The organism is Alicycliphilus sp. T452, from assembly GCF_054512775.1.
Map to the genome: position 1 here is coordinate 91,252 of NZ_JBTNEH010000014.1, position 24,771 is coordinate 116,022.

Annotated in this window: 23 protein-coding genes and 1 pseudogene; 14 read left to right on the top strand and 10 right to left on the bottom strand. The window is 70.0% G+C overall.

Annotation, left to right across the window (positions count from 1 at the left end; all coding sequences use genetic code 11):
* Positions 1–134 precede the first annotated feature (134 nt).
* Positions 135–992 carry a ChaN family lipoprotein gene (locus ACX12L_RS13755; RefSeq protein ID WP_459263110.1) on the top strand — a complete coding sequence of 286 codons (858 nt, stop codon included), beginning with the start codon at positions 135–137 and terminating at the stop codon, positions 990–992.
* An 11-nt stretch (positions 993–1,003) separates the two neighbouring features.
* Here the strand turns inward: ACX12L_RS13755 and ACX12L_RS13760 are convergent, their stop codons facing one another.
* Positions 1,004–3,670 carry a sensor domain-containing protein gene (locus ACX12L_RS13760; RefSeq protein WP_459263111.1) on the bottom strand — a complete coding sequence of 889 codons (2,667 nt, stop codon included), beginning with the start codon at positions 3,668–3,670 and terminating at the stop codon, positions 1,004–1,006.
* 45 nt (positions 3,671–3,715) lie between these two features.
* Between ACX12L_RS13760 and purU the strand changes: the two genes are divergently transcribed.
* From purU to ACX12L_RS13775, 3 genes are all read left to right on the top strand, one after another.
* Complete coding sequence (gene purU / locus ACX12L_RS13765; protein ID WP_459263112.1) at positions 3,716–4,564, top strand: formyltetrahydrofolate deformylase; 849 nt, start codon at positions 3,716–3,718, stop codon at positions 4,562–4,564.
* Positions 4,564–5,460 (top strand): LysR substrate-binding domain-containing protein, encoded by an 897-nt coding sequence (locus tag ACX12L_RS13770; RefSeq protein WP_459263113.1) that lies wholly within the window; start codon positions 4,564–4,566, stop codon positions 5,458–5,460. Before purU ends, ACX12L_RS13770 begins: the two co-directional genes overlap by 1 nt.
* Before the next feature lie 143 nt (positions 5,461–5,603).
* Complete coding sequence (locus ACX12L_RS13775; protein WP_459263114.1) at positions 5,604–7,115, top strand: FAD-linked oxidase C-terminal domain-containing protein; 1,512 nt, start codon at positions 5,604–5,606, stop codon at positions 7,113–7,115.
* A 57-nt stretch (positions 7,116–7,172) separates the two neighbouring features.
* Here ACX12L_RS13775 and ACX12L_RS13780 read toward each other — a convergent pair whose 3' ends face one another.
* Positions 7,173–8,474 (bottom strand): DUF445 domain-containing protein, encoded by a 1,302-nt coding sequence (locus ACX12L_RS13780; RefSeq protein ID WP_459263115.1) that lies wholly within the window; start codon positions 8,472–8,474, stop codon positions 7,173–7,175.
* A 183-nt stretch (positions 8,475–8,657) separates the two neighbouring features.
* Between ACX12L_RS13780 and ACX12L_RS13785 the strand changes: the two genes are divergently transcribed.
* The gene (locus ACX12L_RS13785; protein ID WP_459263116.1) at positions 8,658–9,086 is read left to right on the top strand and encodes an XRE family transcriptional regulator; all 429 of its coding nucleotides are present in this window, start codon (positions 8,658–8,660) and stop codon (positions 9,084–9,086) included.
* Between the two features lie 122 nt (positions 9,087–9,208).
* Here the strand turns inward: ACX12L_RS13785 and ACX12L_RS13790 are convergent, their stop codons facing one another.
* Positions 9,209–9,397, bottom strand: coding sequence for a hypothetical protein (locus ACX12L_RS13790; protein ID WP_459263117.1), 189 nt, complete (start codon positions 9,395–9,397; stop codon positions 9,209–9,211).
* A gap of 52 nt (positions 9,398–9,449) precedes the next feature.
* Between ACX12L_RS13790 and ACX12L_RS13795 the strand changes: the two are divergent.
* Positions 9,450–10,112: pseudogene (locus ACX12L_RS13795) on the top strand (NAD-dependent epimerase/dehydratase family protein); the annotation flags it as partial.
* A 7-nt stretch (positions 10,113–10,119) separates the two neighbouring features.
* Here ACX12L_RS13795 and ACX12L_RS13800 read toward each other — a convergent pair.
* Both ACX12L_RS13800 and ACX12L_RS13805 read right to left on the bottom strand, forming a co-directional pair.
* Complete coding sequence (locus ACX12L_RS13800) at positions 10,120–11,259, bottom strand: aminotransferase class V-fold PLP-dependent enzyme (protein WP_459263118.1); 1,140 nt, start codon at positions 11,257–11,259, stop codon at positions 10,120–10,122.
* A gap of 40 nt (positions 11,260–11,299) precedes the next feature.
* Positions 11,300–12,022 (bottom strand): YggS family pyridoxal phosphate-dependent enzyme, encoded by a 723-nt coding sequence (locus ACX12L_RS13805; RefSeq protein WP_459263119.1) that lies wholly within the window; start codon positions 12,020–12,022, stop codon positions 11,300–11,302.
* A gap of 39 nt (positions 12,023–12,061) precedes the next feature.
* On the opposite strand from ACX12L_RS13805, the gene ACX12L_RS13810 reads away from it, so the two are divergent.
* The 4 genes from ACX12L_RS13810 (at position 12,062) to ACX12L_RS13825 (ending at position 15,953) form a co-directional block, all read left to right on the top strand.
* Positions 12,062–13,105: a type IV pilus twitching motility protein PilT gene (locus tag ACX12L_RS13810; protein ID WP_459263120.1), complete on the top strand. Its 1,044-nt coding sequence runs from the start codon at positions 12,062–12,064 to the stop codon at positions 13,103–13,105.
* Between the two features lie 64 nt (positions 13,106–13,169).
* On the top strand, positions 13,170–13,799 hold the full coding sequence (locus ACX12L_RS13815) for a cyclic nucleotide-binding domain-containing protein (protein WP_459263121.1): 630 nt from the start codon (positions 13,170–13,172) through the stop codon (positions 13,797–13,799).
* 17 nt (positions 13,800–13,816) lie between these two features.
* The gene (locus tag ACX12L_RS13820) at positions 13,817–14,953 is read left to right on the top strand and encodes a PilT/PilU family type 4a pilus ATPase (RefSeq protein ID WP_459263122.1); all 1,137 of its coding nucleotides are present in this window, start codon (positions 13,817–13,819) and stop codon (positions 14,951–14,953) included.
* Between the two features lie 67 nt (positions 14,954–15,020).
* The gene (locus ACX12L_RS13825; protein WP_459263123.1) at positions 15,021–15,953 is read left to right on the top strand and encodes an NAD(P)-dependent oxidoreductase; all 933 of its coding nucleotides are present in this window, start codon (positions 15,021–15,023) and stop codon (positions 15,951–15,953) included.
* 27 nt (positions 15,954–15,980) lie between these two features.
* On the opposite strand, the gene ACX12L_RS13830 is transcribed toward ACX12L_RS13825, so the two are convergent.
* From ACX12L_RS13830 to ACX12L_RS13840, 3 genes are read right to left on the bottom strand one after another with little or no spacing between them, the layout of a single operon-like run.
* On the bottom strand, positions 15,981–16,646 hold the full coding sequence (locus tag ACX12L_RS13830) for a BON domain-containing protein (protein ID WP_459263124.1): 666 nt from the start codon (positions 16,644–16,646) through the stop codon (positions 15,981–15,983).
* Positions 16,643–17,239: an SIS domain-containing protein gene (locus tag ACX12L_RS13835; protein ID WP_459263125.1), complete on the bottom strand. Its 597-nt coding sequence runs from the start codon at positions 17,237–17,239 to the stop codon at positions 16,643–16,645. Before ACX12L_RS13835 ends, ACX12L_RS13830 begins: the two co-directional genes overlap by 4 nt.
* A 60-nt stretch (positions 17,240–17,299) precedes the next feature.
* A complete protein-coding gene (locus ACX12L_RS13840) occupies positions 17,300–17,698 on the bottom strand; it encodes a YraN family protein (RefSeq protein ID WP_013517386.1) in 399 nt (132 codons plus the stop codon).
* On the opposite strand from ACX12L_RS13840, the gene rsmI reads away from it, so the two are divergent.
* Positions 17,698–18,636 carry a 16S rRNA (cytidine(1402)-2'-O)-methyltransferase gene (gene rsmI / locus ACX12L_RS13845; RefSeq protein WP_041715877.1) on the top strand — a complete coding sequence of 313 codons (939 nt, stop codon included), beginning with the start codon at positions 17,698–17,700 and terminating at the stop codon, positions 18,634–18,636. The genes ACX12L_RS13840 and rsmI overlap by 1 nt on opposite strands.
* A gap of 205 nt (positions 18,637–18,841) precedes the next feature.
* Here the strand turns inward: rsmI and ACX12L_RS13850 are convergent, their stop codons facing one another.
* Together ACX12L_RS13850 and ACX12L_RS13855 are read right to left on the bottom strand one after the other, a co-directional pair.
* A complete protein-coding gene (locus ACX12L_RS13850) occupies positions 18,842–19,771 on the bottom strand; it encodes a lysylphosphatidylglycerol synthase transmembrane domain-containing protein (RefSeq protein ID WP_013517384.1) in 930 nt (309 codons plus the stop codon).
* Complete coding sequence (locus ACX12L_RS13855) at positions 19,768–20,799, bottom strand: glycosyltransferase family 2 protein (RefSeq protein WP_013517383.1); 1,032 nt, start codon at positions 20,797–20,799, stop codon at positions 19,768–19,770. Before ACX12L_RS13855 ends, ACX12L_RS13850 begins: the two co-directional genes overlap by 4 nt.
* 103 nt (positions 20,800–20,902) lie before the next feature.
* Between ACX12L_RS13855 and ACX12L_RS13860 the strand changes: the two genes are divergently transcribed.
* From ACX12L_RS13860 to ACX12L_RS13870, 3 genes are read left to right on the top strand one after another with little or no spacing between them, the layout of a single operon-like run.
* A complete protein-coding gene (locus ACX12L_RS13860) occupies positions 20,903–22,420 on the top strand; it encodes an ArnT family glycosyltransferase (protein WP_013517382.1) in 1,518 nt (505 codons plus the stop codon).
* On the top strand, positions 22,417–23,427 hold the full coding sequence (locus ACX12L_RS13865) for an NAD-dependent epimerase (protein WP_013517381.1): 1,011 nt from the start codon (positions 22,417–22,419) through the stop codon (positions 23,425–23,427). Before ACX12L_RS13860 ends, ACX12L_RS13865 begins: the two co-directional genes overlap by 4 nt.
* Positions 23,424–24,764: a UDP-glucose dehydrogenase family protein gene (locus ACX12L_RS13870; protein ID WP_459263126.1), complete on the top strand. Its 1,341-nt coding sequence runs from the start codon at positions 23,424–23,426 to the stop codon at positions 24,762–24,764. The genes ACX12L_RS13865 and ACX12L_RS13870 overlap by 4 nt, the downstream gene beginning before the upstream one ends.
* Positions 24,765–24,771 lie beyond the last annotated feature (7 nt).

Genomic DNA, 24,771 nt, shown 5'->3' on the forward strand with positions numbered 1-24,771 from the left:
GCCCCAGCCTCCTTCTATTCCTGTAGCACGCCAGCCGCGGCCCATGGGAAATTGCGCCCATTACGGGTCCGCTCCGCCGCGGCGCAAGGGGAATTTACGATCGGTTGCATTGCCGCCACGCCTACCATCGCGGCATGCGACCGATCCCCCGCCTCCCCCGCCCGGGCAGCCTGCTGCCCACGCTGCTGCTCGCCCTGCTCCTTCTGCCCGGCTGCGCGGCCCTCCCTGCCGCGCAGCCGCCCCTCGACCCCGCCTGGCAGGCGCAGCTGGAGCGCTGGCCCGCCGTGGACGCGCTGCTGCTGGGCGAACAGCACGACGCCGCCGACCACCAGCGCTGGCAGCGGGACACCGTGCGCTGGCTGGCCGCGCGCGGCCGCCTGGCGGCGCTGGTGGTCGAGATGGCGGACACCGGCCAGGGCACCGACGGCCTGCCCCCGGACGCCGGCGCGGCCCAGGTGCGCGCCGCCCTGCACTGGAACGAGGACGCCTGGCCCTGGCAGCGCTACGCCCCGGTGGTGATGGCCGCGGTGGCGGCGGGCGTGCCGGTGCGCGGCGGCAACCTGCCGCGCGGCCGCATGCGCGCGGCCATGCAGGATGCGGCGCTGGATGCCCACCTGCCCCCCGCCGCGCTGGCGCTGCAGCGCGAGGCCATCGCCGAGGGCCACTGCGGCCTGCTGCCGCCCGAGCGCCTGATGCCCATGGTGCGCGTGCAGCTCGCGCGCGACGCGAGCATGGCCCAGGCCGTGCTGGATGCGCGCCAGAGCGGCCGCACGGTGCTGCTGGTGGCCGGCTTCGGCCATGTGCGGCGCGACCTGGGCGTGCCCACCTGGCTGCCGGCATGGTTTACGTCGAAAACGGCCATAGCGCAGGCGGGACAAGCGCCACAAGCTATTGAATCAGAAGCAAACTACATCCATGCGACGCCCGCCCTGGCGCCGCAGGACTACTGCGCGCCGCTGCGCGGGCCCGGCACGGCCGCGCCCGCGCGGTAGAGCGTGTTCAGTCACGCCTGCGCCTGCAGCAGCGCGCCGAACTGCTCCGCGGGCACGGGCCGGCTGCACAGATAGCCCTGGTAGCTTTCGCAGCCGCGCTCGCGCAGAAAGGCCAGCTGCTCGGGCGTCTCCACGCCTTCGGCGAGCACCGTCAGGCCCAGGCTGCGCCCCATGGCGATGATGGTCGCGCTGATGGCCATGTCGTCCGCGCTGTTCGGGATGTCCCGGATGAAGCCCTGGTCGATCTTGAGCGCGTCGATCGGAAAGCGCTTGAGGTGCGCCAGCGAGGAATAGCCGGTGCCGAAGTCGTCCACCGCGATGCGCACCCCCAGCGCCTGCAGGCGCTGCAGCACCTGGCGCATGGCCTCGGGCCGCTCGGCCAGCGCCGACTCGGTCAGCTCCAGTTCCAGGCAATGGGGCGGCAGGCCGCTGTCCTCCAGCGCCTGGGCGGCGCAGGCCGCCACGTCGGTCAGCTGGAACTGGTACGGCGAGACGTTGACCGCGAGCCGGATCCCGGGCAGGCCGGCCGCGCGCCAGCGCTGGCCCTGGCGGCAGGCCTCGTGCATGACCCACCGGCCCAGCGGGCCGATCACGCCCGAGGTCTCGGCCACGGGAATGAAGCGCGCGGGCGAGATGACGCCCTCCTCGGGGTCGAGCCAGCGCAGCAGCGCCTCGGCGCCCTCGATGCGGCCCGTGGCGATATGCACCTGCGGCTGGTAGTACAGCCGCAAATGCCCCTGCGCCAGGGCCGAGCGCAGCCGCGCCTCTATCTCCAGCCGCTCGCGCGCGGCCTGGATCATGGATTCGTCGAAGAAACAATGGGCGCCGCGCCCGCGGGCCTTGGCGCCGTACATGGCGGAATGCGCGCCCTGCAGCAGCTGCTCGGCCGTCTGGGCGTGCTCGGGAAACATGCTGATGCCCACGCTCACCCCGGCCACCACCTCGATGCCACCGGGCGTGCGCCAGGGCTTGCTGGCCGCGGCGATCATGTGCTGCGCCACGGCCGCCGCGCCGTCGCTGTGGCGCAGGTTGCGCGCCAGCACCGCGATCTCGTCGCCCGCCATGCGCCCCATGAGGTCGCCCGGGCGCAGGCTCATGCGCACCTGAGCGGTGATGTGCCTGAGCACCTCGTCGCCCACCGCATGGCCATAGCTGTCGTTCACGTCCTTGAAGCGGTCGAGGTTGAGCAGCAGCACGGCCATCTGCTCGCCATGCGCCAGGCCCTGGCGCATGGCATCCCCGAGCTGCTCGACGAACCAGTCGCGGTTGGGCAGCCCGGTCAGGCTGTCGCGGTGCGACAGGAATTCCAGGCGCTGGTGCTGGGCCTTTTCCTGCGAGATGTCGCTGAACATGCACACGTAATGCGTCACCGCGCCCTGGGCATCGCGCACGGCAGACAGCGACATGCGCTCCGGAAAGATCTCGCCGTTCTTGCGCCGGTTCCAGATCTCGCCCTGCCAGTGGCCCGTGCGGCGCATCGCCTCCCACATGGCCTCGTAGAAGGCCTGGTCGTGCCGCCCCGACTGGAACACGCGCGGGTTGCAGCCCAGCAGCTCCTGCTCGGTGTAGCCCAGCACGCGCGTGACCACGGGGTTGATCGAGAGGATGCGGGCGTGCGCGTCGGTCACGACGACGCCCTCGACGGCGTTGTCGAGCACGGTGCTGGCCAGGCGCTGGCGCTCCTCGGCGGCGCGGCTGTCCGTCAGGTCGGTGAGGATGCCGGAGAAGCGCTCCGGCCGCCCCTGGGCGTCGCGGTGGCACTGGCCGCGCGCCTGGAACCAGCAGTAGCTGCCGTCGAAGCGCTCCAGGCGCGCCGTCTCGTCGAACGCCCCGCCCGTGGCGATGGCCCGCTGCGTGGCGCGGTGCAGGCGGCGGCGGTCCTCGGGATGCACGCGGCGCAGCAGGTTCAGCCCCGGGGGCAGCTCGGCGCCCCGGTAGCGCAGCAGGCGCAGCAGGCCCTGCGAGCCGGTGATGCGGCGCTGCGCCAGGTCCCAGTCCCACATGCCGCTGCCGCTGCCGTCGAGCGCCAGGCGCAGGATGTTCTCGCTGCGCGCGAGCGCCGCGCGGGCGGCGTTGATCCCGCCCATGTCCTGCAGCACGCACAGCAGGTGCGCCGGCCGGCCCTCCGCGGCCGGCACGAGGCTCACCGTGCACAGCACGGGCAGGGGCGGCCCTCCCCCCGCGCGCAGGCACAGGCGCTCGTCCTGGAAATGCCCGGCCTGCCCGGACAGCAGCCGTTCGAGCTGGCGCTGCGCCAAGGCGCAGTCGCCGGGCGCCACCAGGTCATCGAAACGGCGCTGCCAGATGGCCGGCGGCGGCAGCCCCAGCCAGGCGCACAGCCGTTCGTTGGCGGAAAGAAAGCGCATGCCGGCGGGCTCCACGCACGCGATGCCCACCGGCGCGTGGCGCTCGATCTGCACGCGCTCCTGCGCCAGCGCCGAGCGCGCGCGCTCGGCGCTGCGCATGCGCGTCAGCAGCCACCATGCCAGCACGCCCGTGAACGCCACGTACAGCCAGCCCTTGAAGGTCTGCCAGCGCGCCAGCAGATACGGGTCCTGCACCCAATGGGCCAGCAACCCGTCGCCCACGGCCACCCAGACCGCTCCCGCCAGCAGGTACAGTGCCATGCCCCACCAGGGGGCGATCCGGGGGACTCCCCCCGGTGCATTCGATCCCATCACCACTCCGCAAAGGGCACGGAGCCTGCTGCGACAATTCGCACCATGACCCCCGCCTACATCCTTACCCTGTCCTGCCCAGACCGCCTCGGGCTGGTGCACGCCGTGTCGGGCTTCCTGCTCGAGCACGGCGGCAACATCGAGGAAGCCGCCCAGTACAACGACGACGCCACCGGCCTGTTCTTCATGCGCGTGCAGTTCGCCTGCGCGCAGCACGACGGCGCCGCGCTGAAAGAGCACCTGGCGCGCTTCGCCGAACCCCATGCCATGCGCTGGAGCCTGCACGCCAAGGCCGAGGCCATGCCCGCCGTGCTCCTGGTCAGCCGCGAGGGCCACTGCCTGAACGACCTGCTGTTCCGCGTCAAGAGCGGCCTGCTGCCCATAGCCGTGCGCGCCATCATCAGCAACCACCGCGACTTCTACCAGCTGGCGGCCAGCTACGACATCCCCTTCCACCACATCCCGGTCACGGCCGCCACCAAGGCCCAGGCCGAGGCGCGGCAATACGAGATCATCGAATCCGAAGGGGCCGAGCTGGTGGTGCTGGCGCGCTACATGCAGGTGCTGTCCAACGAGCTGTGCGGCAAGCTGGCCGGCCGTGCGATCAACATCCACCACAGCTTCCTGCCCAGCTTCAAGGGCGCCAAGCCCTACTACCAGGCCCACGACCGGGGCGTGAAGCTCATCGGCGCCACCGCCCACTACGTCACCGCCGACCTCGACGAGGGGCCGATTATCGAACAGGACGTGGCGCGCGCCGACCACACGGACACCGTCGAGGACCTGACGGCACGCGGGCGCGACACCGAAAGCCAGGTGCTGGCGCGCGCCGTGAAGTGGCACAGCGAGCACCGCGTGCTGCTCAACGGCCACAAGACCGTGGTATTCCGCTGATGGCCACCACCCCGTTCAGCGCCAGCGCGGCACGGCGCATACCGCCCATCCAGTGCCTGCTCACCTTCGAGGCGCTGGCGCGCCTGCGCAGCGTGACGCAGACGGCCGACGAGCTGTGCGTCACGCCCAGCGCCGTGAGCCACCGCGTCAAGCAGCTCGAGCAGATCCTGGGCACGCGGCTGTTCGGGCGGGCCGACTTCTCCCTGACCACCGAGGGCAGCGGCTACCTGGCGCAGGTGCGCGAAGGCCTGTCGGCGCTGCAGCGCCTGCCGGGCCACTCCGTCAGCCCCGGGCGGCGGCGGCTCAAGCTCGCCGTCACGCCCACCTTCGCGCGCGTCATCCTGATCCCGCGCCTGCGCCAGTTCACCGAGACCTACCCCGAGATCGACCTGGCGCTGCACGTCTCCATCCCGCTGCTGGACGTGGTGGCCGAGGACGCCGACCTCGTCGTGCGCTACGGCCCCGGCCACTACGCCGACATGGAGCACGTGGAGATCGCGCGCGACGTGCTCACGCCGCTGGCCTCGCCCGGCTTCGTGCGCGAGCACGGCCCCTTCGAACGCCCCGAGGACCTGGAGGGCCTGCCCCTGCTGCGCAGCCCGCTGGAGCCCTGGCGCACCTGGTTCGCCGCCGCCGGCCTCGCCTGGACCGAGCCCAACGAAGGCTCGCAGTTCAACGACGTGGGCCTGATGTGCGACGCCGCCGCCGCCGGCATGGGCGTGGCCCCGGTGCGCCTGAAGCTCGCCGCGCCCTGGCTGGAGCAGGGCACGCTGGTGCGCCTGTTCGACATCGACGCGCCCAGCCCCTACGCGCACTACCTGTGCTGGCGCGCCGGCACCATGGAGCGCTGGGAATGCGCGGCCTTCGCCGACTGGCTGCGCCGCACGATGGCCTGAGGTTACAAGCAAAAACAGCTTCCAGCGCCCGCCCATCAAGCGCCAGCAGCTTCTTTTTAAATAGCAAAAACCTGCCGGCCGTTTCACGGCGCGCTGCAAGAAGATTCACGCCATGGCCGAGCGCCATGGCCTACAGTCGGGCCATGGCCGATTCCGCCCCCACCACCCCATCCGCCCCCACCACGGGCAGCGAACGCGCCCAGCGCCAGCGCGAAGTCGTGCAGGCCCTCTCGGCCTGCGTTCCCGCGCATGCGCTGCTGTGGCAAAGCGAGGACACCACGCCCTACGAATGCGACGGCCTCACGGCCTACCGCCAGCGCCCGCTGGTCGTGTGCCTGCCCGAGACCGAGGACGAGGTGCGGGCCGTGCTCAAGACCTGCCACGCCCTGCAGGTGCCCGTGGTCGCGCGCGGCGCGGGCACGGGCCTGTCTGGCGGCGCCATGCCGCATGCCATGGGCGTGACGCTGTCGCTGGCCAAGTTCAACCGCATCCTGGGCGTGGACCCGGTGGCGCGCACGGCGCGCGTGCAGTGCGGCGTGCGCAACCTGGCCATCAGCGAGGCCGCCGCGCCCCACGGCCTGTACTACGCGCCCGACCCCAGCAGCCAGATCGCCTGCACCATCGGCGGCAACGTGGCCGAGAACTCGGGCGGCGTGCACTGCCTGAAGTACGGCCTCACGGTGCACAACGTGCTGCGCGTGCGCGGCTTCACCATGGAGGGCGAGCCCGTCACCTTCGGCAGCGAGGCGCTGGACGCGCCCGGCTACGACCTGCTGGCCGCCGTGATCGGCAGCGAGGGCATGCTGGCCGTGGCGCTGGAGGCGACCGTGCGCCTCATCCCCAGCCCGCAGCTCGCGCGCTGCATCATGGCCAGCTTCGACGACGTGCGCAAGGCCGGCGACGCCGTGGCCGCCGTGATCGCCGCCGGCATCATCCCCGCGGGCCTGGAGATGATGGACAAGCCCATGACCGCCGCCGTGGAGGATTTCGTCAAGGCCGGCTACGACCTCACGGCCGAGGCCATCCTGCTGTGCGAGAGCGACGGCACGCCCGAGGAGGTGGAGGAAGAGATCGCCCGCATGAGCGAGGTGCTGCGCGGCGCGGGCGCCACGGCCATCTCGGTAAGCGCCGATGAGCAGGAGCGCATGCGCTTCTGGAGCGGGCGCAAGAACGCCTTCCCCGCGAGCGGCCGCATCAGCCCCGACTACATGTGCATGGATTCGACCATCCCGAGGAAGCGCCTGGCCGACATCCTGCTCGCCATCCAGCAGATGGAGAAGAAATACGGCCTGCGCTGCTGCAACGTGTTCCACGCGGGCGACGGCAACCTGCACCCGCTGATCCTGTTCGACGCCAACGACCCCGACCAGCTGCACCGCTGCGAACTCTTCGGCGCCGACATCCTGGAAACCAGCGTGGCCATGGGCGGCACGGTGACGGGCGAGCACGGCGTGGGCGTGGAGAAGCTCAACAGCATGTGCACCCAGTTCACCGCCGAGGAGAACGCGCAGATGATGGGCCTCAAGCACGCGTTCGACCCGGCCGGCCTGCTCAACCCCGGCAAGGTCATTCCGACGCTCAACCGCTGCGCCGAGTACGGGAAGATGCTGGTGCGCGGCGGGCGGCTCAGCCACCCCGGCCTGCCACGCTTTTAAGCAAAACAGGCCTACAGCGCTTGCCAGACAGGCGCCGGCAGCTATCAAAACAGGTGATCAACCACCGCCCAGCAGGGCCCAGAGCGCGCCGGCGTGCGAGATAGTGAACAGCACCAGCCCGATCAGCCCGCCCACCAGCGTGCCGTTGATGCGGATGTACTGCAGGTCGCGGCCGATGTGCTGCTCCACCAGGCGCGCCATCTCCTGCGCGTCCCAGCGCTGCACCGTGGTGCGGATGTGCTCGGCCACCGACTGCGCCACGTCGGGCGCGAACGTGGCGGCCCAGAGCTCCAGCCGAACGTTCAGGCGCACGCGCAGCGCCGCGTCGCCCGCGAGCGACATGCCCAGCCACTGGCCCATCTCGGCCACGCGGCGCGAGAGCTCCGAATCCTCGCGGGCCAGGTCCTCGCGCAGCGAACGGCGCAGGCCGGCCCACAGGTCGCGCACGTAGCGGCCCAGCGCCTCGTCGTTCTGCAGCCAGGTGCGCAACTCCTCGCCGCGCCGCGCCCAATCGGGGTCATTCTGCAGGCGCTCGGCCAGGCGCGCGAGGGCGCCGTCCAGCGCCTCGCGCAGCTCGTGCCGGGGGTCGTCGGCCACGGCCTTGAGCAGCGTGTCCACCGCGTGCGTGATGGCGGCCGCGCCCTTGCCCGAGAGCCAGTCGGTGGGCAGCACCTTCTGCTTGAGCGGGTGCTCGCGCCTGATCCACTGCACCAGCGTGTCGGCCACGAAGGCGCGCGCCTCCTCGGTGCGCACCATGCCGCCCAGGCGCTCCAGCAGCGCGTCCAGCAGCTCCTGGTGGCGACCCTGGTGCGTGAGCGCCGCCAGCGCCGAGGCCATGGAGCGCGAAAGGTCCAGCCGCCCGAGCAGCGCGCGCGCGGCCTGCGCGAGGAAGGCCTGGATCTTCTCGTCCTCCACCGTATCGAGCGCCATGAGCGCCAGGCGCGAGACCTGGCGCCCCAGCAGCCCCGCGTTGGCTGGCGCGGTGAGCCACTGCGCCAGCATGTCGGCGGGATCGTGCCTGCGGATCATGGCGACGAGCGAGGGCGCGTCCAGGAAACGGTCGCGCACGAAGAGGGCCAGGTTGCCGCCGATGCGGTCCTTGTTGCGCGCCACGATGTCGGTGTGGCGCCCCACCAGCGGCAGCGGAATGCGCCGAAAGAGCGCCGCCACCGCGAACCAGTCGGCCAGCGCGCCGACCATCGCGGCCTCGGCCACGGCCTTCAGGCCATCGACCCACAGGCTGCGCGGCGCGAGGTTGCAGGCGGCGAAGATCGCGGCGAACAGCACGAGCAGCGCGAGCGCCAGGCGCCGGGGCCCGGCGTGGTCTGCGACTTCATGGAGGCCGGGGAAGGAATGCATGGCAGGGCGTGGGACATGGAAGCTGCGTCCACCCTACCACGGCACGCATGCCCGCCATGTCATCCATTCGCCGATCCGGAGCAAGACGTCTGCAAGCCCTCCAACGTGATCAATCCGCAAATATTTGACGTGACTCTCGTCAATTGTCACTCCGGATTGCGCCTATATTCCTAGTGTGACCGGATGCAGGATGCAAAGGCGCAATTTGCGCAACGGTTACACACAGCGATGAAGGCGGCGGGCTACGAGCCCAAGCCCGCCGTGCTGGAACGCGAGTTCAACACCCGCCACTGGGGCAAGCCCATGACCCTGCACGGCGTGCGCCGCTGGCTGCTGGGCGAGACCATGCCCGACCACCGCAAGCTCGCCACGCTGGCCGACTGGCTGGGCGTGCCCGTGCAGGAACTGGGCTACGGCGACGAGGGTGGCCACCGCGTGCGCGAGCGCCAGCCCCAGTGGCACACGGGCCTGGGCTACCAGGACAGGGAGCTGTTCGACATCTACCTGCGCCTGCCCGTGCCCAAGCGGCGCCTGGCGCGCGACGTGATCCTGGCGATCGCCCGCGCGCACGAGGCCGAACAGGCCGAGGAAGCCGCGCGCAAAACCCGCTGAACGGCAGCGCCACGAAAAGCCGGTGACGCGCCGCCCCGGGGGCTGACGATGCGCTGCTCGCACCCCCTGACGGCAAAGACGTGCCACGCATGGGCCAGCTCCGACAGCGAATGCAATGTTTTCTAGCGCCGGCGATTGGCCTTCGTCGCCAGCGCTGGAGGTGCCGCGCCACCATTTGCCTGCGCCATCAGTTCGACCAGTTGCGCCCTGCTTTGCGCGAGCTGTGCCCGCAGCGCCTCGATGTCCGCCACCTTGCGCCGCAGCGTGTCGAGCAAGCTGCCATGCTCCCGCTGCGCGAGATCGCTGGGCAACAGCGCGCGCAGCTCGTCCAGGCTGAAGCCCGCGCGCTGCCCCGCTGCGATGCGTGCTGGGCGGGCGGCGGGCGCCAGCTTCGCCTATTTCGACAACACCTACATGTACCCGCAGGACGACCGGCTGCAGACGGAGGCAACGCCCTTCGCGCCGGTGGGGCGCAAGGGCAAGGTGCGCGCGGCGATGGCATCCATGGTGCTCGAAGAGATGGCGCGGGGGGATATTCCCGCGCTCATCGGCCGGGCCCCCGAGTTCTATGGGCCGGGAAAGACGCAGAGCTTCACGAACGCGCTGGTCATCGACAAGCTCAAGGCCGGCAAGAAGCCGCGCGTGCCGGTGCGCGACGACACGCGAAGGACGCTCGTCTGGACGCCCGACGCCAGCCGCGCACTGGCGGCGCTCGGCAACGCGCCCGATGCGTTCGGGCAGACCTGGCATCTGCCGTGCTGCGATGACCGGCCGACGTACAAGGAGTTCGCCGCCATGGCCAGCGGGGTTTTCGGCCGGTAGCCTTCCTATTCGGTCATCGGCAAGCGGACCCTGGCCGCTGCCGGGCTTTTCTCGAAACAGGTGCGCGAGATCCGGGAATTGCTGCCCCGTTACGGACAGGACAACCTTTTCGATTCCACGAAGTTCAAGCGCCGGTTTCCCGCCTTCGAGGTGACCACCTACCGGCAGGGCCTTGGCCTGATCCGGCAGGAGGGGATGCCGTAGCCGCCGTTCAGCCGCGCGGCGCCACCTTGTCGAGCGCGGCGGCCAGGTGGCCCACGGTGCGGTCCACGTTGTGCCACTTCTCCAGTCCGAACAGGCCGATGCGGAAGGTCGAAAAGTCCGCGCCCTCGTCGCACTGCAGCGGTACGCCCGAGGCGGTCTGCAGGCCGGCCTCGATGAACTTCTTGCCGCTCTGGATGCCGGGGTCCGTCGTGTAGCTCACGACCACGCCCGGCGCCTTGAAGCCCTCGGCCGCCACGCTCGGAAAGCCGCGCGATTCGAGCAGCGCGCGCACCTTGGCGCCCAGCGCGATCTGCTCCTGGCGCACCTTCTCGAAGCCGTAGGCGCGCGTCTCCAGCATCACGCCCTGCAGCCGCACGAGCGCATCGGTGGGCATAGTCGTGTGGTAAGCGTGCTGGCCCTTCTCGTAGCCCTCGGCGATCTGCATCCACTTCTTGAGGTCGCACGAAAAACTGGAACTGCGCGTGCCCTCGATGGCCTCGCGCGCACGCGCCGAGAGCATCACCATGGCGCAGCAGGGCGAGCCGCTCCAGCCCTTTTGCGGCGCGGAGATCAGCACGTCCACGCCCGTCTCCTCCATGTCCACCCACATGGCGCCCGAGGCCACGCAGTCGAGCACGAACAGCGCGCCCACCTCGTGCGCGGCAGCGCTCACGGTGCGGATGTAGTCGTCGGGCAGGATGATGCCGCTGGCCGTCTCCACGTGCGGCGCGAAGACGACCCTGGGCTTTTCCGCGCGGATCGCGGCGGCCACCTCCCCGGCGGGGCATGGCGCCCAGGGCGCCTGCGGGCCGCTGCCCTGCTTGCGCGCCTTGCACACGATGGAGCCGCCGCCCAGGCCTTCGTCGGCATCGAAAATCTGCGTCCAGCGGTAGCTGAACCAGCCGTTGCGCACGATGAGCACCTTCTCGCGGTTGGCGAACTGGCGCGCCACGGCCTCCATGCCGAAGGTGCCGCTGCCGGGCACGAGCACGGCCGTGTGCGCGTGGTAGACCTCCTTGAGCGTGGCCAGGATGTCCTGCATCACGCCCGTGAAGCGCCTGGACATGTGGTTGAGCGCCCGGTCGGTGTAGACCACCGAGAATTCGAGCAGGCCGTCGGGATCGATGTCGGGCAGCAGGCCGGGCATGGGAGTGTCTCCTTCCACGTTGAGAAACAAGCGGGCCAGCTTAGCACCTCGCAGCGTACTGGCGCGCGCCGAAGATGCCGCTGCCCACGCGCACCAGGGTGCTGCCCGCGGCCACGGCGGCCTCCAGGTCGCCCGTCATGCCCATGGACAGGGTGTCGAACTGCCCGAGCCCCTCGAAGCCCTGCGCCTTGATGTGGTGAAAAACGGCCGCAGCCCTTTCGTGGAGAGCGTGCTGCGCTTCGAAATTGGGAGCATCGTCGGGGATGCTCATGACGCCGCGCAGGACCAGGCGGGGCAGCCGGGCCACGGCCTCGGCCAGCGCCGCGGCGTCATGCGGGCCCACGCCCGACTTGGTGGCGCCGCCATCCACGTTCACCTGGATGCACACCATGAGCGGCGGCAGGTGCGCGGGGCGCTGCTCGGACAACCGCTGCGCGATCTTGAGCCGGTCCACGGTATGCGCCCAGTCGAAATGCTCGGCCACCAGCCGCGTCTTGTTGCTCTGTATCGGGCCGATGCAATGCCACTGCAGCGCGAGCGCGGGCGCCAGGGCGCGCAGCGCGGCCATTTTCTCCACGGCCTCCTGGATGTAGTTTTCGCCGAAGGCGCGCTGCCCCGCGAGGGCCGCGGCATGCACGGCCTCGGCGCCGAAGGTCTTGGACACCGCCAGCAGCGCTACGGACCCGGGCGGCCGGCCCGCGGCGGCGCAGGCCTGCGCGATGCGGTCGTGCACGCGTTGGAGGTTTCTGTCAATCGTCGTCATAATGTGTAGCCAAGCGTATCAAACGATGAGAGGGAATCCGTGGACATCACCCAGCTGCTCGCCTTCAGCGTGAAGAACAAGGCGTCCGACCTGCATCTGTCGGCCGGCCTTCCTCCGATGATCCGGGTGCATGGGGATGTGCGGCGCATCAACGTCGATGCGCTGGACCACAAGACCGTCCATGCCATGGTGTACGACATCATGAGCGATGCCCAGCGCAAGGCCTATGAAGAGTTCCTGGAGGTGGACTTTTCCTTCGAGATCGAGGGCCTGGCGCGCTTTCGCGTCAACGCCTTCAACCAGAACCGCGGCGCGGCCGCCGTGTTCCGCACCATCCCGAGCAAGATCCTGACGCTGGAGCAGCTCAACGCCCCCAAGATCTTCGCCGACCTGGCGCTCAAGCCCCGCGGCCTGGTGCTGGTGACCGGCCCCACGGGCTCGGGCAAGTCCACCACGCTGGCCGGCATGATCAACCACCTCAACGAGACCGAGTACGGCCACATCCTCACGATCGAGGACCCGATCGAGTTCGTGCACGAGTCCAAGAAATGCCTGGTCAACCAGCGCGAGGTGGGGCCGATGACGCTGTCGTTCTCCGCCGCGCTGCGCTCGGCGCTGCGCGAGGACCCGGACGCCATCCTCGTGGGCGAAATGCGCGACCTGGAGACCATCCGCCTGGCCATGACGGCCGCCGAGACGGGCCACCTGGTGTTCGGCACGCTGCACACCTCCAGCGCCGCCAAGACCATCGACCGCATCATCGACGTGTTCCCCGCGGAGGAAAAGGAGATGGTGCGCGCCATGCTGTCGGAGTCGCTGCAGGCCGTGATCTCGCAGACCCTGTGCAAGCTCAAGGACGGCTCGGGCCGCGTGGCGGCGCACGAGATCATGCTGGGCACCAGCGCCATCCGCAACCTGATCCGCGAGGCCAAGGTGGCGCAGATGTACTCCACCATCCAGACCAGCAACAGCGTCGGCATGCAGACGCTCGACCAGAATCTCACCGACCTGGTGCGCCGCAACATCATCAGCCCCGCCGAGGCGCGCAGCAAGGCCAAGATCCCGGAAAACTTCCCCGGCTGATGGCGCCGGCAAACCACCTACCCCGGTCCGCCGATGCGCGGGCCCAGTGCATCGGAGCTCCACCATGAAAGGCATCCTCGGCCTCCTCAGATCCAAACCCCACAAAACCGGCGAGGACGGCAGCGACTCGGTGCTGTTCACCACCGCGTTCGCCAGCCAGGGGGTGGACGAGTCGCTGCTCATCCCCTGGGAGGCGCGCGCGGTGGAGGTGGGGGCCAAGCGCCTGCCCAAGAGCCGCGGCGGAAAGCTGCTGCAGTCGCTGTGGAGCAAGGACAAGTACATGGCGCACCTGGACCAGGGCGCCGTGGAGCGCATGGGGCGCTTTTTCGAATTCGCGGCCATCCCTCCCAACCGCGACGTGATCCGCCAGGACGAATACGGCAACTTCATGGTGGTGCTGCTCACGGGCGCCATCGCCGTGGACCGCGTGCAGCCCTGGGGCGAGCAACTGCGCCTGGCCGAGACGCGCCCGGGCGACATCCTGGGCGAGATGTCGCTGCTCGACAGCGGCATCCGCTTCTCGGCTTGCACCACGCTCACCGACTGCGAGGTGGCCGTGCTGAGCGCCGAGGCCATGGACGAGATGATGTCGCAGGATCCGCAGCTCGCCGCCAGCCTGGTGGCATTGCTGGCGCGCAAGCTGTCGCTGCGGCTGCGCGCGGTGAGCGCGCGCCTGAGCGAAAACCAGCGCTGAAACACGGGAGGAATGCAATGGAACGCGACCAGGCCAGCAAATTCATCAACGACCTGCTCAAGCTGATGGTCAGCCGCAGCGGCAGCGACCTGTTCATCACGGCCGATTTTCCGCCGGCCATCAAGGTGGACGGCAAGATCACCAAGGTCTCGCCCCAGCCGCTCACGCCGGCCCACACGCTGACGCTGGCGCGCTCCATCATGAGCGACAAGCAGGTGGCCGACTTCGAGCGCACCAAGGAGTGCAACTTCGCCATCGCCCCCGCGGGCATCGGCCGCTTTCGCGCCAACGCCTTCATCCAGCAGGGCCGCGTGGGCATGGTGCTGCGCACCATCCCGCTGACGCTGCCCACCATCGACGGCCTGGGCGTGCCGCAGGTGCTCAAGGAAATCGCCATGACCAAGCGCGGCCTGTGCATCCTGGTGGGCGCCACGGGCTCGGGCAAGTCCACCACGCTGGCCGCCATGGTGGACTGGCGCAACGAGAACTCCTTCGGCCACATCGTCACCGTCGAGGACCCGATCGAATTCGTGCACCCGCACAAGAACTGCGTGGTCACGCAGCGCGAGGTGGGCCTGGACACCGACAGCTGGGAGGCGGCGCTCAAGAACTCGCTGCGCCAGGCGCCCGACGTGATCCTGATGGGGGAGATCCGCGACCGCGAGACCATGGAGCACGCCGTGGCCTTCGCCGAGACCGGCCACCTGTGCCTGGCCACTCTGCACGCCAACAGCGCCAACCAGGCGCTGGACCGCATCGTCAACTTCTTCCCTGAGGAGCGGCGCGCCCAGCTGCTCATGGACCTGTCGCTGAACCTCAAGGCCATGGTCTCGCAGCGCCTGGTCCCCAAGCAGGACGGCAAGGGCCGCGCGGCGGCCGTCGAGGTCATGCTCAACACCCCGCTGATCGCCGACCTGATCTTCAAGGGCGAAGTCGCCGAGATCAAGGAGATCATGAAAAAGAGCCGCAACCTGGGCATGCAGACCTTCGACCAGTCGCTGTTCGACCTGTTCGAGGCCAACGTCATCGGCTACGAGGACGCCTTGCGCAACGCCGATTCGATCAACGACCTGCGCCTGCAGATCAAGCTCGGCAGCCAGCGCGCCAAGACCACCGACCTGGCTTCGGGCACCGAGCATTTCGCCATCGTCTGACGGACTTACCATACGCATGCCCGCCCGCCTCGCAAGGCAGGCGGGCCTTGTTTTTTGATGGAGACGCATGACCATGAGCAGCATCACCCCCCGCGCCTACGAGCCGGCTCCCGCGCGCCGCGTGGCCTTCCTGGGCCTGGGCGTCATGGGCCACCCCATGGCGGGGCATCTGGCCCGCGCCGGCCACCAGGTGACGGTCTACAACCGAACCGCTACGAAATCTGAAGCATGGTGCGCTGAATTCGCGGGCGCTGGCGGCACGAAACACGCAAAAACCCCGCGCGAGGCCGCCCAAGGCGCCGAGATCGTCTTCTGCTGCGTAGGCAACGACGACGACCTGCGCTCCGTGACGCTGGGCGCCGATGGCGCCTTCGCCGGCATGCAGCCGGGCGCCATCTTCGTGGACCACACCACGGCATCGGCCGAGGTGGCGCGCGAACTCTACGGCGCCGCCCGCACGCTGGGCCTGCAATTCGTCGACGCGCCCGTCTCGGGCGGCCAGGCGGGCGCGCAGAACGGCCAGCTCACGGTGATGTGCGGCGGCGACCAGGCCGCCTTCGACGCCGTGCGGCCCACGGGCATGGCGTTCGCGCGTGCCTTCACGCGCATCGGCGACAGCGGCGCGGGGCAGCTGGCCAAGATGGTCAACCAGGTCTGCATCGCCGGCCTGGTGCAGGGCCTGTCCGAGGCCATTGCCTTCGGCATGCACGCGGGACTGGACATGCCCCTGGTGCTCGACGTGATCGGCAAGGGCGCGGCGCAGAGCTGGCAGATGGACAACCGCGGCAAGACCATGGCCCTAGGCCGCTTCGACTTCGGCTTTGCCGTGGACTGGATGCGCAAGGACCTGGGGCTCGTACTCGACGAGGCCAAGCGCAACGGCGCGCGCCTGCCCGTCACGGCGCTGGTGGACCAGTTCTACGGCGACGTGCAGCGCGCGGGCGGCCAGCGCTGGGACACCTCCAGCCTGATCACGCGGCTGCTGCCCGCCAAGCCCTGAACGCCAGGCCCAGGGCCGGGGGGTGGCTCACCTGGCCGGCTGCCCCGCAGCGGCGGGGTCCTGCGACACCGGCGCCGGCTTCGCGGCCATGCGGCTGAGCTCTTCCTCGCTGATGACCTCGAAGACGCGCACCACCTTGCTCACGCCGTCCACGCCGCGCGCGATCTCGGCCGAGCGCTTGGCCTCACGCGGAGTGACGCGGCCCATCAGGTAGACCACGTTGCGCTCCGTCACCACCTTGAAGGCATTGGCCGACAGGTCCTGGGCATCGACCAGGCTGGCGCGCACCTTGCCCGTGATGAAGGTGTCCTTGGAGCGCTGCGACAGCGAGGAACTGGCCATCACGCCCAGGTCGTTGACCACCGAGCGCACGTTCTCCACGGCCAGCACGATCTGTTCCGCCTTCTGGCTGTCGGCGGCCGTGGGCACCTCTCCGGTCAGCAGAACCTGCCGGTTGTAGCTGGTCACGTTCACGTGCGCGTTCTCGCCCGGGGCCTCGCGTATGCGGCTCGCGGCGCGCATCTCTATGCCCTCGTCCTCGACCTGCGTGCCCGTCGTGCGCCTGTCGATGGCCACCATGGTGCCGACCACGGCGCCGCCACCGACCACCAACGGCACGCAGGCCGCCAGACCGCCGACCAGGGTGGCTGCAGCCAGCAGGCTACCCAAGGTTCGCAACATGGGGGTTTTCATACAAGGTTCTCCTGTTCTCCAAGTAACTGTGCATCCACGCCGTCGCACAGGCAGTGCAGCACCAGGGCGTGCACCTCGCGCACGCGCGCAGCGCGGTCGTGCGGCACGCAGATCTGCACGTCGGTCTCGCGCAGCAGCGTGGCCAGGGCGCCGCCATCGCGGCCGCAGAGGGCCACCACGGTCATGTCGCGCTCATGGGCCGCCTGCACGGCCTCCAGCAGGGCGGGCTCGCTGCCGCCCGTGGTGATGGCGAGCAGCAAGTCGCCGGCCTGTCCCAGCGCGCGCACCTGGCGCGCCAGCGCGGAGATGTCCGCGCCTGCCGCGGACGCGGCCGTCCACACCGCATCGGGCACCAGCGCCAGGGCGGCCAGCTCGGGACGCTCGCGCTCGAAGCCCATCACGCAGAAGGCGGCGAACTGCTGCGCCTGCGCGGCCGACGGACCGCTGCCGCAGGCGAGCACCTTGGCGCCATTGGTCACGCAGGCCAGGACGGCCTGCACGGCGGCGCCTATGGGTTGGCTGAGGGCTTGCGCCGCCTGGTATTTCAGGTCGGCGCCGTCGATGAAATGCTGTTGAATGCGTTGCTCGAGCATGGGCCGCGAATGATACCCGGCGGTTGCTGCATCCTTCGTAGCAAAGGGTAGGCAGAGCGGCTACTGCGCGTCGAAGGCAGCGCGCAGCCACTGCACCTGGCCGCCGTCGATCAGCACCGCATCGAAGCGGCAGGGCGGCTGCGCCGGCCAGCGCAGCAGGTAGTGCTGCGCCGCCAGCACGATGCGCCGCCGCTTGGCGGCGCCTATGCTGGCCGCCGCACCGCCGAAGCCGGCCGCGCCGCGGCTGCGCACCTCCACGAACACCAGCGTGCCGTCGCGCTCGCGCATGACGAGGTCAATCTCCCCGCCGCCGCGCCCCGGCGTCCGATAATTGCGCTCCACCAGCGCCAGGCCCGCCGCCGTGAGATGGGCCAGCGCGCGGTCTTCCCCCGCCTGCCCCGCGGCGCGCGTGGTGCGCGCGGGCGCACTGCCATTCACCTTCTTGCCGAGGAATCCCATTGAGCGCCTCTTTTGCCTCTGCCTTGAGCGCCGCGCGCGATGCGGCGGCCGCGCAGCATTATCCGCAGGGCGCCCTGTACGTGGTCGCCACGCCCATCGGCAACCTGGCCGACATCACACTGCGTGCGCTGCACGTGCTGCAGCTGGCCGACACGCTGGCGTGCGAGGACACGCGCCACACCCAGTCGCTGCTGCGCGCCTACGGCATCGACAAGCCCTCCGACCGCCTGCTGGCGCTGCACCAGCACAACGAGGCGCAGGCCGCGCAGATGGTGGTGCAGCAACTGCAGGCCGGCCAGCGCGTGGCATACGTGAGCGACGCCGGCACGCCCGGGGTGAGTGATCCCGGCGCGCGCCTGGTGGCGGCCGTGCAGGCCGCGGGGCTGCGCTGCATTCCCTTGCCGGGGGCCAGCAGCGTGACGAGCGCGCTGAGCGTCGCGGGCGCGGTGGCCCCCACCGCCGACAGCGGCGGCTTCCTGTTCGCGGGCTTTCTGCCGCCCAAGGGTGCCGAGCGCACGGCCGCGGTACAGCGCCTGGCGGCCGAGCCGCGCTGCGTGGTACTGCTGGAGGCGCCGCACCGCATCGCTGCGCTGGCCGACACGCTGGCGGACCTGGGCGAGCGACCGGTGACGCTCGCGCGCGAACTCACCAAGCAGTTCGAGGAAGTCTCCACGCATCCCGCGCGGAAGCTGGCCGCCTGGCTGGCCGGCGCTCCCCAGCGGGTCAAGGGCGAGTTCGTGGTGCTGCTGCACCCGTTGGCGGCCACGCAGGGCGACGGCGCGGAGGCCGAGCGCGTGCTGCGCCTGCTGCTGGACGAGCTGCCGACCAAGACCGCTGTGAAACTGGCGGCCGACATCGCGCACGCCTCGCGCAACACGCTGTACGAGCGCGCGCTGCAGATCAAGCGGGACGCAGAGCCCGCGGGCGAACACGGCTGAATCGCGCCGGCGCCCCGGTGCCGGCAGCGCCAGCGCCCCATCCGACCGGCATGCACGGGCACGGCGCCGCTGCATGGTCGGCGCGGGCACGCCCCTCATTTCAAGCCGAATTGACCTCCAGCGCTCATCCATCAAGCGCAAGGTGCTATCAATTTGATAAAAATACACCAATGATGGCCAGGCCATCGCGGGCCAGCGCCCGGGCCTACCGCCCCGCGCTGCGCGGCAGGCCGAACGCCAGCGCCCCCAGCGCGCCCTGCGCCAGCCCGTAGACGCCATAGACCACGCCCACGCCCACGGCGGCGGACGCGGCCACGCCGAAGGGGGCCAGCGCGGCCACGGCGGCCGCCTCGCGCGTGCCCCAGCCGCCCACGCTCACCGGCAGCGCCGCCATCAGGAACACGGGCGCGATCGCCCAGGCCCACACGCTGGCCGGCAGCGCCACGCCCAGTGCCAGCCCGCCCCCCGCCAGCGCTGCGGCCGACAGCAGTTGCACCGCCGCCGATGCCCCGGCCTGCCAGACCAGTTGACGCGGGAAGTCGGGGCGCGTTGCGGCTTCACGCAGCGGCGCGAGCCAGCCGCCCGCAAACCGGCGGCTGCGCAGCAGCGCAGGCAGGCACCACGGCAGCGCCAGCCACAGCAGCGTGCCCCCAAGCATCAGCGCGATGAAAAGCCCCCTTGGCAACCGCAGCCAGGGCGCCAGCACGTCGGCACAGGCGGCAGCGCCCAGGCCGCCGATGGCGCACAGCATCCACAGGCCGCTCAGCCGGTCCAGCACCACCGACCAACTGGAGGCCGCCGTGTCCTGACCGGCACCACGCAGTACCACGGCGCGGTACACGTCGCCCCCCACCACGGCCCCCGGCAGCAACGCATTCAGGCCGATGGCCTGGAAGTACCAACGGCAGGCATCGCGCGTGCTCGCGTTGGCGCCCAGCCACCGCGCCAATGCCCGCCAGCGCAGCGCCGAGACGAGGTTGGAAGCGATGCCCGCCAGCAGGCCCGCCAGCAGCCACCCTGGCTGGGCCTGGCGCAGTTGGCCCCACACGCGGGCCGGATCGGCCAGCGCCACCACCGCGCCCAGCAGGGCCAGGCCCACCAGGCCGCGCAGCAGGGCCTTGAACGGACGTTTCACGCTATGTTATTGGTAGCTGCTTGCGCTTGCTGGTCGCGCGCCGCAGGCATATTTACTCTTGAATCCGGCACATATTCCTGCGCATGGAACTGCGGTGCCCCGCCGGCCTCGTGGTAGATGCGCATCAGCAACTCGCCGATCAGGCCCGCCACCACCATCTGCACGCCCATCAGCACCAGCATGACGCCGGCAAGCAGCAGCGGCCGGCCGCCGATGTCCTCGCCCAGCACTTTCTGCAGCAGCAGCCAGGCCAGGATCAGCACGCCCGGCGCAGCCAGCCACAGCCCCAGCCCGCCAAAGGCATGCAGCGGGCGCTGGCGGTAGCGCATGAAGAAGACGATGAGGATCAGGTCCAGGATGACGCGGAAGGTGCGGTCGATGCCGTACTTGGACACGCCGCGCGTGCGCGCATGGTGGCGCACCGGCACTTCCGTGATGCGCGCGCCCGCCTCCTTGGCCAGCGACGGGATGAAGCGGTGCAGCTCGCCGTAGAGGCGGATCCGGTCGATGATGGGCCGGCGGTAGGCCTTGAGCGCGCAGCCGTAGTCGTGCAGGTGCACCCCCGTGGCGCTGGAGATCAGCCGGTTGGCGATGCGCGAGGGCAGCTTGCGCGACAGCTCCGCGTCCTGCCGGTCCTTGCGCCAGCCGCTGACCATGTCCACGCTGGAGTCTGTCTCCAGGCGCCCCAGCAGCAGCGGAATGTCGCCGGGTTCGTTCTGCAGGTCGGCATCCAGCGTCACCACATAGCGGCCGCGCACGCGATCGAAACCCGCCTGCAGGGCGCTCGACTGGCCGTAGTTGCGTGCCAGGAACACCGGGCGCAACCAGGGGCGCGTGGCCGCCAGTTCACGCAGCGTGTCGGCGCTGCCGTCGCGCGAGCCGTCGTCCACCGCCAGCAATTCGAAGCTGAGCGGCTGCGCGGACATCGCCTGCGCGATGCGCTCCACGAGGTCGGGCAGGTTCTCGACCTCGTTGTAGATCGGCACCACGATGGAGACGTCGGGCGTTGGAGTAGGGGCGGTGTTCATCAAGGAAACAGTTGTAGCGGGATAATGGCTGCGATTGTGCCTCGCGCGCCCCGCGCGTTCGCGCCCGCCGGACGCACACAGTGCGCTACTTTCCCCTTGCCCCATGACCGCCTCCACCGCGCCCCGCGCGCTTTCGTCCCGCCTTCCCTGGACCCACCCGCTGTTCTGGTTCGCGGCCATCTCGCTGGCGCACGTGGCCATGCGCCTGCTCGCTTCGCCCGCGCTGAAGTGGGATGAGGCCGAGCAGATTCTGTGGACCCAGGAGCTGGCACTGGGCTACGGCCCGCAGCCGCCGCTGTACACCTGGCTGCAATGGGCGATGAACCAGGTGTTCGGCCCCAGCGTGCTGGCGCTGTCGCTGCTCAAGCATGGGCTGCTGGCACTGACGTATTCGCTCATGTACCTGGCCGGGCGGGAACTGCTGGACGAGCGGGGGGCCTTCTGGGCGTCGGCGAGCATGGTGCTGATGCCCGCGCTGGGCTGGTATTCGGTCCGCGACCAGACCCATACCATCCTCGTCACGGCGATGGCCTGTGGCGCGTGGTGGCTGCTGCTGCGCATCGTGCGGCGCCCGCGGCCGCTGGACTTTGCCTTGCTGGGGCTGGTGTGCGGCTTCGGCATGCTGGCCAAGTACAGCTTCGCGCTGGTGGCGGGCGCCATGCTGCTGGCGGCACTGTCGGTACCCGAGGCGCGCCGCGCGCTGCTGTCGCGCGGCTGGTGGTGGGCGCCCCTGGTGGGCCTGCTGGTCGTGCTGCCGCATGCGGCATGGCTGCTGTCGCACCTCACCGAGGCGACGTCCGGCACCATCAGCAAGATGAACATCCAGCCTGAAAACGGGCTGGTCAAGGGCCTGCTGAGGCTGCTGGAGGGCGTGGTCCCCAGCACGCTGCTGCTGTGGGCGCTGTTCGCGTTGTGGGCTTTCCGTTCGGCCTGGTGGCAGCGGCCGCTGGCGCCGGTGTCGCCGCCGATGCACCGCGTGTTCGTGCGCTACCTGGGCCTGGTGTTGCTGGCGCTGGCCGGCATGGTGGTGTTTGCAGGCGTGAGCAACTTCAAGGGCCGCTGGATACTTCCACTGCTGTGTATGGCACCCCTGGCCGCCTTCTCTGCGCGGCCCGAATTGCAACACCATCCGCGTGCACGGCGCTACACGATCGCCGTGGCCACGATGGCCGTCATCCTGCTGGTGGCTGCCGGCATACGCCCCTGGTTCAGCGGGCTGCGCGGCGAGGTGGATGAGCTGAACCACCCGGCCATCGAACTGGCGGACGCCCTGCGCGCCGCGGGCTATGACGGTACCAGCCCCATCGTCGCGTCCGACCATATGCTGGCCGGCATGCTGCGGGTGCGCTTTCCCGACGCGTTGGTGGACGCCTGTGCGCCGGGCGAAGACGAGATCCCGACCTGCGTCGCGGACCATTTGCGCCGCAGCGTGCAGCGGGGGCAAGGCCTGCTCTTGATTTCACGCACCGACTACGTTCCGTCGAGCTGGTGGGATCAGGCCCAGGCCCGCATCGCACCGCGTGCGCTGCAGTCCATCCACCTGCCCTTCCACATGGTGCGCGCGGGCACACCCCAGGCCCATTACGAATACATCTGGAGCCCACGCGGCACACAACCATGAGCGTCACCCTGGTCACCGGCTGCGCCGGCTTCATCGGCATGCATTGCGCGCAGCGACTGCTGGAGCGCGGCGAACGGGTGGTGGGCATCGATAACCTCAATGCCTACTATGACGTCGGCCTGAAGCACGCGCGCCTGGACCGCTTGCGCGGTCAGGGCGACTTCACTTTCGAGCAGATCGATGTCGCCGATCGCGACGCCATGCATGCGCTGTTTGCGCGGGTCCGTCCCCATCGGGTGTTGCATCTGGCGGCACAGGCCGGCGTGCGCTACTCCATCGACCAACCCGACGATTACACCGACTCCAATCTCCTGGGCTTCGGCAACATCCTGCAGGGCTGCCGCGCACAGCAGGTGGAGCACCTGGTGTTTGCCAGCAGCTCCAGCGTGTACGGAGGCAACGCGAAGTTGCCGTTCTCCGAGCGCGACGCGGTGGACCATCCCGTCAGCTACTACGCGGCGACCAAGAAGGCCAATGAGGTGATGGCGCATGCCTACGCGCACCTGTACGGCATTCCGACCACGGGCCTGCGGTTTTTCACGGTGTATGGCCCATGGGGGCGGCCCGACATGGCGCTCTTCAAGTTCACCCGCGCCATGCTGGCGGGCGAGGCCATCGACGTCTACGGCCAGGGCCGGCTGGTGCGCGACTTCACCTACATCGACGACATCGTGGAGGGCGTGCTGCGCGTGCTGGACAAACCCGCCACACCCGATGCCGGCCACGACCCGCTGGCACCCAACCCCGGCACCAGCACGGCGCCCTACCGCATCTTCAACATCGGCAACAGCACCCCCACGCTGCTGATGGACTACATCACCGCGCTGGAAGCGGCCCTGGGCACCACGGCCATCAAGCGCATGCTGCCCATACAGCCCGGCGACATGCACAGCACGGCGGCCGACACGGCCGCGCTGGCCGCCTGGGTCGGCTTCACCCCCGCCACCCCCGTACGCGAAGGCGTGGCACGCTTTGTTCACTGGTACAGAGGGTTCTACGAGTCATGAAAGTCACGATCTTCGGCACGGGCTATGTCGGCCTGGTGCAGGGTGCGGTGCTGGCCGACGTCGGGCACGACGTCATGTGCGTGGACGTGGATGCCACCAAGGTGGCGGCGCTGCAGGCGGGCCGCATTCCCATCCATGAGCCCGGGCTGCAGCCCATGGTGCAGGCCAACCAGGCCGCGGGGCGCCTGCACTTCACCACCAATGCCGCCGAAGGCGTAGCCCATGGCGATCTGATCTTCCTGGCCGTAGGAACCCCGCCCGACGAGGACGGCAGCGCCGACCTGCAACACGTGCTGGCCGTGGCGCGCACCATCGCCAGGCACATGGCGGGGCCCAAGACCATCGTCAACAAATCCACCGTGCCGGTGGGCACCGCGGACAAGGTGGCCGCCACGGTGCGCTCGGCATTGGCCGAGCGCGGCGCCGCAATCGCGTTCGAGGTCGTCTCCAACCCCGAATTCCTCAAGGAAGGCGCGGCCGTGGCCGACTGCAAGCGGCCCGACCGCATCGTCATCGGCACCGCCAGCGCAACGGCCGAGCGCCAGCTGCGCGAGCTCTACTCACCGTTCAACCGCAACCACGACAGGATGGTGGTGATGGACGTGAAGAGCGCGGAACTCACCAAGTACGCCGCCAACGCCATGCTCGCGACCAAGATCAGTTTCATCAACGAAATCGCCAACCTGGCCGAGCGCCTGGGCGCCGACATCGAGTCCGTGCGCCGCGGCATCGGCAGCGACCCGCGCATCGGCTACAGCTTCATCTACCCCGGCGCAGGCTATGGCGGAAGCTGCTTTCCCAAGGACGTCAAGGCCCTGATACGCACGGCGCAGTCCACCGGCTTCACGCCTGAGGTGCTGCTGGCCGTGGACAAGCGCAACGATGCTCAGCGCGAGGTGCTGGGCAAGCGCATCGTCGCGCACTATGGCGGCAGCCTTCGGGGCAAGACCATCGCCGTCTGGGGCCTGGCCTTCAAGCCCGAGACCGACGACATGCGCGAGGCCCCCAGCCGCAACCTGCTGCAGGCCCTGTGGGCCGCCGGCGCCCAGGTCCGCGCGCACGACCCGGCCGCCATGGACGAGGCCCGCCGCATCTTCGGCGAGCGCGCCGACCTCGCCCTGTGCGCCAGCCCTGCCGAGGCACTGCAGGGGGCCGACTGCCTGGCCATCGTCACCGAATGGAAGGTCTTCCGCGTGCCCGACTTCGGGCAACTGGCCCGGCTGCTCAAGGACCGCATGGTCTTCGACGGCCGCAACCTGTACGAGCCGGAGATCGTCGCGCGGCATGGGCTGGGCTACTACTCCATCGGCCGGCCGACCGCGGCCGTGGCGGCCTGAGCATTGC